This is a genomic window from Coprococcus sp. ART55/1 (genome assembly GCF_000210595.1).
Taxonomy (GTDB): Bacteria; Bacillota; Clostridia; order Lachnospirales; family Lachnospiraceae; genus Coprococcus; species Coprococcus aceti.
Window position 1 is genome coordinate 2,097,131 of the sequence record NC_021018.1, and the last position, 12,421, is coordinate 2,109,551.

Sequence of the window (12,421 nt, forward strand, 5' to 3'; positions counted from 1 at the left end):
GGTGGAAATGTCCAGCCGACAGGTGGACAGTATGGAGGATTTGGGCAGCCACAGTATGGTCAGCCACAGTACAGCCAGCAGCCGGGCATGACTCCGGGTGTTATGGAGCCGGGTAAAAGGTGAACAAGAAGCTTATAGCAATAATAGGAGGAATCGCAGCGGCAGTCCTGATCGCGATAATAGTCGTTGTTCTGATCCTGGCGGGTGGTTCCGGTGAGAGAAGTGCCAAGAAGGTCGGAGACAAGCTGGTGACAGCCTATGAAAAAGGCGATGCCGATGCCATGGTTGATCTGATGGACAAGGAATATTACAAGCTGTATAACAGGATAAGAAGCTATACAGGCAGTGATGACTATGTCAAGGATACATTCAACGAGCAGGTCAGCGACATGGTAGATGAGGTAGGCAAGGTCAAGAGTATCAAGGTCGAGGACCGATCAGAGAAGGAATATGACGAGGATAAGCTTAAGGATGTAAATGATACATTTGACATGCTGGATGTCGACATGACGGTTGACAAGTGCTACGAGGTGGATCTTGATGTCAAGATAAAAGGATCTACTGACGAATCAGATGGCGAGATCATATACACAGTTATAAAGACTGGCGGTAAGTGGTATCTTGTAGACTATGATCTCTACGTATATTAGAAAATAAATCTCATGGATTGAGGATTGATTTCTCAGTTCATGAGATTTATGTATATATTAGATAAATACGAACGTGTTTTGTAGTAAATATGCATAAAAAACAAATTGTATTTGTATATGCATGGTGATAATATAAAAAACGTAAGAAATTTTTATATGTATCTTAATAATGGAGCTGGTGGATATATCGTATACAGAAAGGCTGGAAAGGGAAAGTACAGCAAGCTGGCCAATATAAACAAAAACACAATACTGAGCTATACAGATAAGTCAGCTAAAAATGGAACGGTATACACATATAAGATTGTTGCGTGCAAGACGGCAGGCAAGACAAGTTACAATGCGGCTGACAGCAATCAGAAAACCATTATGAGAATCACTTCGTCAAAGGTTACCAAGACCACGAACAAGGCAGGAGGATATCAGATACAGTATTCTGTAAAGAGCAATTTTGCCAAGGCAAATACTGTAAAAGTGACCGGAGCTAAAAAGTCAAATGTCACAATAGCAAAATTGGCTAAGAAGAAATATTATGTGAGAGTCAGAAGCTTCAAGAAGGTAGGAAAAACAACTTACTATTCTGCATGGAGCACAACAAAGAATGTGGTTATAAAGAAGTAGAATAGTAAATTATTTGCGCATATTGCGATTGACAAACCACAAATACTTGCTATACTAATGAATGGATAGGTTCAGAAATGGCTTATACAGGCGGGTTTCTGGATCATATAAGTTAAAAACGATGACAGAGACAGTACGGAGTCTGCGAGATCAGCAGCGAGCCGGGGGCGGTGCGAGCCCGGTGACAGTAGAGACTTTCGGAATATCACTCTGGAGTTGCAGACCAAAAGAGATTTGCTCAAGTAGGCTCTGACGTATTTCCTGCGTTAAGGGGAGCGCATATGTTAGTATGTAAGTAATAGGTGGTATAACGAACTCAAAGCCCTTCGTCCTGATTACGACGAAGGGCTTTTTTATATTTATCACAGAAAGGAAAGACGACATGTACGACAAGGTTTCGACTAAACTGGAATTCGTAAACAGAGAGCAGAAGGTATTGGACTTCTGGAAAGAAAATCAGGTATTTGAGAAGAGTGTTGAAGAGACAAAGGATCTGCCAACATACACATTCTATGATGGCCCTCCAACAGCAAATGGTAAGCCACATATCGGACACGTTCTCACACGTGTAATCAAGGATATGATCCCTAGATATCAGACAATGAAGGGACATAACGTAGTCAGAAAGGCCGGATGGGATACACACGGTCTGCCTGTTGAGCTCGAGGTTGAAAAGCTCTTGGGAATCGACGGCAAGGAGCAGATAGAGGAGTACGGACTGGAGCCATTTATCCAGAAATGTAAGGAGTCCGTATGGAAATATAAAGGCATGTGGGAAGAGTTCTCAGGCAAGGTAGGTTTCTGGGCTGATATGGACAACCCATATGTAACATACCATGATGACTTCATCGAGTCAGAGTGGTGGGCGCTGAAGAAGATCTGGGATCAGGGACTTCTGTACAAGGGCTTCAAGATCGTGCCTTACTGCCCAAGATGTGGTACACCTCTTTCAAGCCATGAGGTTGCACAGGGATACAAGACAGTCAAGGAGCGTTCAGCAGTAGTAAGATTCAAGGTTATCGGAGAGGACGCATATTTCCTCGCATGGACAACAACACCTTGGACACTTCCTTCAAACGTAGCACTCTGTGTAAATCCAGATGAGACATACGTGAAGGTTAAGGCAGCAGACGGCTACACATATTATCTTGCACAGGCGCTTGCAGACAAGGTTCTCGGCGGTCTTGCAAAGGAAGCAGCAGACGATCAGGCAGCAGTTCCTGCATACGAGGTTCTTGAGACATATGTTGGTAAGGATCTTGAGTACAAGGAGTATGAGCCACTCTATGAGTGCGTAAAGCCTGTATGTGAGAAGCAGCACAAGAAGGGTCACTTCATTACATGTGACACTTATGTAACTATGACAGATGGTACAGGTATTGTTCATATCGCACCAGCATTTGGTGAGGACGATGCAAATGTCGGAAGAAACTACGATCTTCCATTTGTACAGTTTGTAGATGGCAAGGGTGACCTCACTGAGGAGACTCCATTTGCCGGAATGTTCGTAAAGGATGCAGACCCTGAGGTACTCAAGGATCTGGACGCAAGGGGACTTCTCTTCGATGCGCCTAAGTTCGAGCATGAGTATCCACACTGCTGGAGATGTGACACACCACTTATCTATTACGCAAGAGATACATGGTTCATCAAGATGACAGCAGTCAGAGACAAGCTGGTTAAGAATAATGACACTGTAAACTGGATCCCGGAGAGCATCGGTAAGGGACGTTTTGGCGACTGGCTGAAGAATGTTCAGGACTGGGGACTTTCAAGAAATCGTTACTGGGGTACTCCGCTGAACATCTGGGAGTGTGAGTGCGGCTGCAGACATGCCATCGGATCAAAGGAAGAGCTCCGCTCAATGAGTGACAACTGCCCTGAGGACATCGAGCTTCACCGTCCGTTCATCGACGCTGTAACTATCAAGTGTCCTGAGTGTGGCAAGCAGATGCACAGAGTCACAGAGGTTATCGACTGCTGGTTCGATTCAGGATCAATGCCATTTGCACAGTGGCACTATCCATTTGAGAATCAGGATATATTTGAGAAGCACTTCCCTGCTGATTTCATCAGTGAGGCTGTTGACCAGACAAGAGGATGGTTCTACTCACTTATGGCGATCTCAACGCTGCTGTTCGACAAGGCTCCGTTTAAGAACGTAATCGTTCTCGGACATGTCCAGGATAAGGACGGACAGAAGATGAGTAAGTCCAAGGGAAATGCTGTAGATCCTATGGATGCTCTGAACAAGTACGGTGCAGATGCCATCAGATGGTATTTCTACAGCAATTCAGCACCATGGCTTCCTAACAGATTCCATGAGGATGCAGTTGTTGAGTGTCAGAGAAAGTTCATGGGTACACTGTGGAACACATATGCGTTCTATGTACTCTATGCAAATATAGACAACTTCAATCCACTTGAGCATGAGCTTGAGTATGATAAATTGTCACTTATGGATAAGTGGCTTCTGTCCAAGCTGAACTCAACAGTCAAGGCAGTTGACGCAAATCTTGGCGCATACAAGATCCCTGAGACAACAAGAGTTCTCGAGGAGTTCGTGGATGACATGAGTAACTGGTATGTCCGCCGTGGTCGTGAGAGATACTGGGCAAAGGGCATGGAGCAGGACAAGGTAAATGCTTACATGACACTTTACACAGCGCTCGTTACGATCGCACAGACAGTAGCTCCTATGCTCCCATTCATGGCAGAGGATATTTACCAGAATCTGGTTAGAAATATAGACAAGGATGCACCTCTCTCAGTTCATCTGTGCTCATTCCCTGAGGTGGATGAGAAGATGATCGATCCAGAGCTCGAGGTAGCTATGGACGAGATCCTGAAGATCGTAGTTCTGGGACGTGCAGCAAGAAATACAGCAAATATCAAGAACAGACAGCCAATCGGCAAGATGTATGTCAAGGCTGACAAGAAGCTTTTCGGTGAGGAGAAGGCTATCATCGAGGATGAGCTGAACGTGAAGAATGTTGAGTTCGATGATGATGTAAGCGCTTACACAACATACAGCTTCAAGCCACAGCTTCGTACAGTCGGACCTAAGTACGGTAAGCACCTTGGTAAGATCAAGGAGCATCTGTCAGCACTGGATGGCAACGCAGCCATGGCAGAGCTCAAGGCAGAGGGCGCTCTGAAGTTTGAGGCAGACGGAGAGGAGATCGTACTCACTGAGGCTGATCTTCTGATCGACATGGCTCAGATGGACGGTTTCGTATCTGAGGCAGACGGCGGTGTGACAGTAGTTATCGACACAAATCTGTCAGAGGAGCTTCTTGAGGAAGGATTTGTCCGTGAGATAGTATCCAAGGTTCAGACTATGAGAAAAGAGGCTGGATTCGAGGTTATGGACAAGATCACTGTATACGCTGACGGAAGCCAGAAGGCAAATGACATCATCGCAGCAAATGCGGATGCCATCATCGGCGACGTTATGGCAACAGAGATCATAACCGGCTCGGTTGACGGATACACCAAAGAGTGGAACATCAACGGTGAGAAGGTAACTCTTGGAGTGAAGAAGAACGACTAAGGGATATAATATTAGGGTTTAAAACAGGCATTTTGGAAAAAATATCCCTGATCAAGAGAATACGGCTCGAAAGGTACAAATCTTAAAGATTTTGTATCTTTCGGGCTATTTTTATGTGATTTAGGAAAATTTTGTACTTTCTTTAAATATATTTGGATATTAGGGGATGACGGTGGAATTACGATTTATTAAGTTTGTGTATGTGTGGTGTTGGGAGTATATTATTGTATGAATAAATCGTACAAAGGACTGCCGTCAATATGTATATTGGCCAGTCAGAAAAACAAAGGAGAAAAAAGATGATAGCAATTTTCATTGCACCTTTTTACATAGCGTTAAATATATATTTGTTCTGGAGAATAAAGGGCTGGGTACAGGCATATTTCCCGAAACTCAAAGGCAAGAAGGGCTGGATAGTCCCGATAGTGCTATATGCATTTCTGGCGTCGGCGCTGGTGATCGCATTCTTCCTGCCACAGGGAAGGTTCAAACGTGGCATGAAGCTGGTGGGAATTACTGGCTGGGTGTTCTGCTTTATATGATATTCTTCATAGTGATAGCCGAGCTTGGAAGATTCCTACTGCTTCATGTATTCAGAGTGAGCAAAGATAAGATATGTGTGCCGCGGATTCGCAGGATAGTAGGCTGTGTGTGCGCAACACTCATCATGTGTATATCATTCTGGGGAGTGGTAAATGCGAGACTTGTGCGGGTGACGCCTTATGATGTGACCATCAATAAGGAAGCACGGGATGAGAATGGTCAGAAGATGGATTCCATGAAGATAGTGCTGGTTGCAGATCTTCATCTTGGATACAACATAGGCGTCAGGCAGGTTCAAAGAATAGTGAATTCCATAAATAAGCAGGACGCAGATCTGGTGCTGATAGCGGGTGATATATTTGACAACGAATGGGAAGCCGTTGACCAGCCGGAGGAGCTTGAGAAAATACTCCGGGGGATCAAATCAAAGTATGGAGTGTATGCATGCTATGGTAACCACGACATACAGGAGCAGGTGCTTGCCGGATTTACATTTGGCGGACAGAAGGAGAAGACCAGCAGTCCGGAGATGGACGAGTTTATGGAGAAAGCGGGAATCACTCTTCTTCGTGACGAGGGAGTGCTGATAAACGATTCCATATACATCTATGGCCGCCGCGATGCCCACAGACCGGGAAATGGAGTCACAGACAGAGTATCCGCAGACGAGATCACGAAAAATATGGACAAATCAAAACCTATCATAATCCTTGATCATGAGCCAAAGGAGCTGGAGGAGCTGTCGTCGGCAGGTGTGGATATGGACCTGTGTGGACACACCCATGACGGACAAATGTTCCCAGGCAACATACTTGTGGCGATGATGTGGGAAAATTCCTGCGGTTACCTGAATGTTGACGGCATGCATAACATAGTGACATCCGGAGTCGGTGTGTTTGGCCCCGATATGAGAGTTGGAACCAAGGCGGAGATATGCCCGATAACGGTGAACTTTAAATGACCACCACACCGCATAATATTTCGCCAACCGCCCACATAACTTAATTAATAAAGGAAAATAACCATAATGCCACAATGCTCTGGACTTTGTGGCAAAAATAAAGTAAATTTACGGGTATATAAACTGATTCGGACCAAAAAATGAGGGGAGTGCCGGGTCGGATAATATGGATAACCTGGAAAGAGGAGGCGGTTGTATGGAAAAGTTAAATGAGATCGTGTCGGCGGTGGATGGATTTGTCTGGGGACCGGTCATGCTGGTGCTTCTGGTTGGAACGGGAATATTTCTGACGATCAGAACAGGATTTCTTCCTTGGAGGAACCTCGGCTATGCGCTGAAGAGTACACTTAGCAAGGAGGCAAGGACAAAGAGCAGAGGAACCGGAGACGTGTCACCATTTTCGGCACTGACCACTGCGCTTGCTGCAACCATAGGAACGGGAAATATCGTTGGTGTTGCAACGGCCATGGTATCGGGAGGTCCAGGAGCACTGGTGTGGATGTGGATATCCGCAGCATTTGGTCTGACATCCAAGTTCTCAGAGTGTATGCTTGCTATCAAGTATCGTGAGGTGAATGCCAAGGGCGAGATGAGCGGCGGTCCTATGTACACTATGAAGAAGGCATTCAAGCATAAGAAGTTTGGTGCAGTGCTGGGCTGGCTGTTCGCACTCTTTGCAGTCATCGCTTCATTTGGAATAGGAAATATGACACAGGCCAATTCCATATCTGAATCTCTTAGCAGTACATTCAGCGTGCCTACATATGTTACAGGAATCATACTTACGGTTTTTGCCCTTCTTATAATAGTTGGAGGAATCAAGACCATATCTAAGGTGTCATCAGTTGTTGTTCCTTTGATGGCGATATTCTATGTTGTAGCCGGACTTATTGTAATAATCGTCAATATCCAGAATCTTCCGGCAGGAGTTGTTATGATATTCAAGATGGCATTCTCAGTCAAGGCAGTCGGTGGCGGTCTGTGTGGTACGATCACAGCAGCTATGATGAACGCCATGAGATTCGGTGTTGCCAGAGGAGTATTCTCAAATGAAGCTGGAATGGGCTCTGCGGCCATCACAGCGGCAGCTGCCACAACAGACAATCCTGTCCGTCAGGGTTATATCAATATGACAGGTACATTCTGGGATACCATAGTAGTATGTACCATCACAGGTCTCTGTATTGCATCATCGGGTGTGCTTGGAATTACGGAGAACAGTACAAAGGGCAGCTATCAGGTGAGCGGAACTGAGGTTACTGTGGAGGCTGTTGATTCCGATAACAAGACTACCACGACGGATTATACATATGAATTCACAGATGACCAGCTCATTTTGACAGATACATCCAATTCGTCAAATACCCTGACGCTTTCGGTTCTTTCATCCGATGAACTCAACAAGGATGAGAATACAAAGCTTGCAAGTGAGCTTGTGGTGGAGGAGAGTCAGGCGGCCATAGGAAGTCTTACCGGTACATGGACCGATGCAGCCGGAAACCATTATACATTTGCTGAGGATGGAACATTTGCCTGCTCAACTGTTATAAAAGGTGCAGCTCTCACGATCCTGTCATTTGGCTCTGCACTTGGCAAGGTGGGAGGCTGGCTCGTAACTATAGGAATTGTGCTCTTCGCATTCTCCACGATCCTTGGATGGGAGTATCACGGAGAGAAGGCATTTGAGTATCTGTTCAAGTCACACAAGTACAATATGATATACAGGATAGTGTTCTCGCTCGTTGTATACGTAGGCGCGACGATATCACTGGATCTTGTATGGAACTTCTCAGATATAGCGAATGCGCTCATGGCGATTCCGAACCTTATCTGCCTGCTGGCATTAAGCGGAGAGATCGCAAAGGATATAAAGGAATTCCAGGCGGTTATCAAGGCAGAGAAAGCATCAAAGTAGAATATTAAGTCCGGGGACGGAAGGGTCAGAAACCTCCGTCCTCTTTTTTTATACTCTCTTAACTGAACTTTATACTTACTTTATTTTTTGTCCAAATTATGTTCATAAGTGATGGTTATTATATACAATATATGGGGACGGAGGTGCCTGACCCCTCCGTCCCCATGAGTAGATTAGAATACCATTACAGAGAGGTTGACATATATGAGCAGAGTAGTAGGAATAGACCTGGGAACAACAAACAGCTGTGTGGCAGTGCTTGAGGGCGATCAGCCAACTGTCATACCGAATTCGGAGGGCGGCAGGACCACACCTTCCATAGTAGCCATCACAAAGAATGGAGAGAGACTGGTGGGTGAGTCTGCCAGGAGGCAGATGACTGTGAATGTGGACAGAACTATCACATCCATCAAGAGAGCGATGGGAACAACATACAGAAAGAGGATAGACGGCAAGGACTATTCGCCGCAGGAGATATCCGCCATCATACTTGCAAAGCTGAAGAGCGATGCTGAGAGTTATCTGGGCGGACCGGTATCTGATGCAGTCATAACAGTTCCGGCTTACTTTGACGACAGCCAGAGACAGGCCACAAAGGACGCCGGAAGAATAGCGGGACTGAATGTGCTTCGAATCATAAATGAGCCTACATCGGCGGCTCTCGCCTATGGTCTTGACAATGGACAGGCGCAGAAGATACTTGTATACGATCTGGGCGGAGGAACATTTGACGTGTCTGTTATAGAGATAGGGGACAGCGTCATAGAGGTTCTTGCCACCGCGGGAGACAATCATCTAGGCGGAGATGATTTTGATGAGAGGCTGCTGGACTACGTCATCAAGACCTTTAAAAAGGAGACAAAGGTCAATCTGGCGAAGGATATCACGGCATCCCAGAGAGTGAGGGAAGCCTGTGAGAATGCCAAGAAGGAGCTCTCATTTGCGCAGACTGCACACATCAATCTGCCATTTATATCGACAGTGAAGAATCAGCCGGTGCATCTAGACATGACGATAACCAGGGAGCAGTTCAACGAGCTCACCTATGACCTGGTGGAGAGAACGGCGGGACCTGTAAACCAGGCATTATCCGATGCGGGCATAACGAGAAATCAGATAGACAAAGTGCTGCTGGTGGGTGGCTCCACCCGTATACCGGCGGTTGTGGATAAGGTTCGTGCCATAACCGGCAGGGAGCCATCCAAGAATATGAACCCGGACGAGTGCGTTGCCATGGGTGCGGCGGTCCAGGGAAGCAAGCTCAGCGGCGAGCTCACCGTGTCGAACAAGGTGAATGACATTCTCCTCATGGATGTGACACCTCTTTCGCTGTCCATTGAGACCCTTGGAGGCGTGGCAAATGTCATCATTCCGAGAAATTCTGCCATTCCGACCAGGGCATCAAAGATATTTACCACGGCGGGCAATTTCCAGAGGGATGTCGAGATCAAGGTATACCAGGGCGAGCGGCATTTCACAAGGGACAACAAGCTGCTAGGCAACTTCAGACTCAGTGGTATCAAGAGAGCCATGGCGGGCGTTCCTCAGATCGAGGTCACATTTGACATGGATGCAAATGGTATCCTCAAGGTCTCAGCTAAGGATCTGGGCAGGGGTGTGGAACAGCAGATAGTGATCACATCCAGCACCAACCTTTCGGAGGAGGAGATCCGCAGAGCCAGGGAGGATGCGAAGAAGTACGAGGATGATGTGGCTGGAGCCAGAGAGTTCAAAGACATTATGAACGAGGCCGAGGCGTATGTATATAAGGTAGAGAATCTTCTTGAGACCAAGGGCGCACAGCTCGACAAGAAGGAGATGAAACGGATCAAGAGCGACTGCGAGTATCTGAGGAAGCTTGTGACACGAACAGACATGAATCATGTAGATGACGTGGAGATGGGCAGGATGAAGGAAGCCTACAGACAGCTCCAGGAATCCGCAGAGAAACTGGAGACAATGTAAGAATTTGCGAGGAGAATGGTGAATTATGAAAGACAAATTTATAAGATTTATGAGATCCAGGTACGGCAACGATCAGTTGTCATCATTCCTTACCTGGGGCGGATTGATATTTATGGTGCTGGATGCATTTATCAAGACAGGGATATTTTATTTCCTTGGACTTCTCATGTTCATATATGGATATGTCAGGATCATGTCCAAGAACTATGACAAGCGCGCGGCTCAGAACAGATGGTTTATGGAGCACACCGCGGGCGTGAGAAATATATTCAAGCGTGCGAAGAAACAGAAGGAAGCCGGCAAGGAATACAAGATATTTGTCTGCAGCAAATGCCAGCAGATGATCAGAGTTCCAAGGGGAAAGGGCAAGATAGAGATCAGATGCCCTAAGTGCGGCAACAGATTTGTGAAGAAGTCTTAGTAACAGCGCAGACGGATAAAGTCTTATGTTGGAATATAGTGTGGAGATTGAGAGATGTTTGGATATATAGTGGTGAACCAGCCTGAGCTTAAGATGAAAGAATATGATGAATACCGTAAGTATTATTGCGGCCTGTGCAAATCGCTGAAGGACAGATATGGTGCCAGAGGACAGATAAGTCTCAGCTATGATATGACATTTCTGGTCCTTCTTCTGACGGGACTGTACGAACCGGAGAAGCACTCGGGCAGCAGAAGATGTATCGCACACCCGACATCGAAGCATACTTATGTACAGAACGAGTACACAGATTATGTTGCTGATATGAACGTGATCCTTACCTATTATAAATGTATAGATGACTGGGATGATGAGCATATGCTTACCCGAAAGCTGTATGCGGATGTACTGCTCGCAGGACAAAATGGCAGGAGGCTCAAGGAAGATTATCAACAGAAGATCCAGGTTATTGCGGAGAACCTCAAGGCGATAAGTGAGCTTGAGGAGGTGGGATCCGATGACATGGATGCATTGTCAGGGCATTTCGGCAATATAATGGCAGAGATATGTGCCCCGAAACATGATGAGTGGGAATCATATCTCCGCACCATAGGCTATTATCTGGGCAAATTTGTCTACATAATGGACGCGTATGACGATATAGAGAAGGATATAGGTGCCGGAAATTACAATCCATTCGTGTGCAGGCTTGCGCATGAGCTGGGTGTTGAGGTACAATCAGTGGGTGTGGATAAAACCATAGAACAGGACAAATGGCAGGAGCTTGCAGAGTGGACGAAGGATGTTCTGATGATGATGGTGGCACCACTTGCAAAAGAGTATGAGATGCTTCCTATTATTGAAAATGTAGGTATACTCAGGAACATAATATACTCAGGAATATGGGAAGCATATTATTCGACTACAAATAGAAGATGCGGCGATGAGGAATAAATTATGAAAGATCCTTACGAGGTGCTGGGACTCAAAAGAGGTGCCAGCGAAGAAGAAGTAAAAAAAGCATATAGAAGGCTGAGCCGGAAGTATCATCCGGATGCGAATATCAACAATCCTCACAAGGATGAGGCTGAGGAAAAGTTCAAGGAGATACAGCAGGCTTACAAGTCCATAGTGAGCGGCGAGGCTGACCGTGCAAGTTATGGTGGTGCTGGTGGGTATGGAACTGGAAGCTCGCAGGGCTACGGCGGCGGTTATGGATCTGGCGGTTCATATGGTCCGTATGGTGGAAGTTCTTACGGCGGTTCGTCAGGAGGCTACGGACAGTATGATGATCCATTTGGCGGTTTCGGAGGATTTGGCCCATTTGGTTTCGGTGGCTATCAGAGACAGAATGACTACGATCCGAATGATAAAGATTCCAGATATTTTCAGGCCGCGAAGAACTATATGAACAGCGGAAGCTATGAGGAGGCGAAGAACGTCCTCAATCAGATAGAGAATCACGATGCCAAGTGGCACTATTACAGTGGCGTGTGCAACGCCGGACTTGGCAATCAGATAAGAGCCATGGAGATGCTGAAGCGTGCAATGGAGCTTGAGCCGGGCAATCAGGAATACCGTCAGGCATATGAGTCCATCAAGAGCGGCCGTCAGTGGTACATGGACAGAGGTGCCGGGTATGGAATGGATATGCCGACCGGCGGAAAGTTTTGCAACAACCTTTGTACCATATGTGCTCTCATGTCGTGCTGCATGGGCGGTATGCCTTGCGTGTGCTGCATGCCGAGTGGATACGGACGAAGTTAGATATAAAACCCNCGNGGTGTCGTCC

General features: G+C 46.4%; 10 protein-coding genes. All 10 read left to right on the forward strand.

The window, feature by feature from the left end; all coding sequences use genetic code 11:
• Positions 1–119: 119 nt before the first annotated feature.
• The 10 genes from CCU_RS09455 to CCU_RS14290 all read left to right on the forward strand — a co-directional run bounded on the left by CCU_RS09455 (position 120) and on the right by CCU_RS14290 (position 12,396).
• Entirely contained in the window at positions 120–650 is a 531-nt protein-coding gene (locus tag CCU_RS09455) for a hypothetical protein (protein ID WP_208896148.1), read from the forward strand.
• Positions 651–806: 156 nt separating this feature from the next.
• Positions 807–1,271, forward strand: coding sequence for a hypothetical protein (locus CCU_RS09460; protein ID WP_015534461.1), 465 nt, complete (start codon positions 807–809; stop codon positions 1,269–1,271).
• A 382-nt stretch (positions 1,272–1,653) separates the two neighbouring features.
• Complete coding sequence (gene ileS, locus CCU_RS09465; protein ID WP_004852635.1) at positions 1,654–4,824, forward strand: isoleucine--tRNA ligase; 3,171 nt, start codon at positions 1,654–1,656, stop codon at positions 4,822–4,824.
• A 299-nt stretch (positions 4,825–5,123) separates the two neighbouring features.
• Complete coding sequence (locus CCU_RS14145) at positions 5,124–5,366, forward strand: hypothetical protein (RefSeq protein WP_015534462.1); 243 nt, start codon at positions 5,124–5,126, stop codon at positions 5,364–5,366.
• Complete coding sequence (locus tag CCU_RS09470) at positions 5,363–6,328, forward strand: metallophosphoesterase (RefSeq protein ID WP_015534463.1); 966 nt, start codon at positions 5,363–5,365, stop codon at positions 6,326–6,328. Before CCU_RS14145 ends, CCU_RS09470 begins: the two co-directional genes overlap by 4 nt.
• Before the next feature lie 196 nt (positions 6,329–6,524).
• Complete coding sequence (locus CCU_RS09475) at positions 6,525–8,243, forward strand: alanine/glycine:cation symporter family protein (protein WP_015534464.1); 1,719 nt, start codon at positions 6,525–6,527, stop codon at positions 8,241–8,243.
• Between the two features lie 204 nt (positions 8,244–8,447).
• Complete coding sequence (gene dnaK, locus CCU_RS09480; protein WP_015534465.1) at positions 8,448–10,208, forward strand: molecular chaperone DnaK; 1,761 nt, start codon at positions 8,448–8,450, stop codon at positions 10,206–10,208.
• A 25-nt stretch (positions 10,209–10,233) separates the two neighbouring features.
• A complete protein-coding gene (locus CCU_RS09485; protein WP_015534466.1) occupies positions 10,234–10,629 on the forward strand; it encodes a hypothetical protein in 396 nt (131 codons plus the stop codon).
• A 54-nt stretch (positions 10,630–10,683) separates the two neighbouring features.
• Positions 10,684–11,583, forward strand: a complete 900-nt coding sequence (locus tag CCU_RS09490; protein ID WP_015534467.1) for a DUF5685 family protein — start codon at positions 10,684–10,686, stop codon at positions 11,581–11,583.
• 3 nt (positions 11,584–11,586) lie between these two features.
• Entirely contained in the window at positions 11,587–12,396 is an 810-nt protein-coding gene (locus tag CCU_RS14290) for a J domain-containing protein (protein ID WP_015534468.1), read from the forward strand.
• Positions 12,397–12,421: the final 25 nt, after the last annotated feature.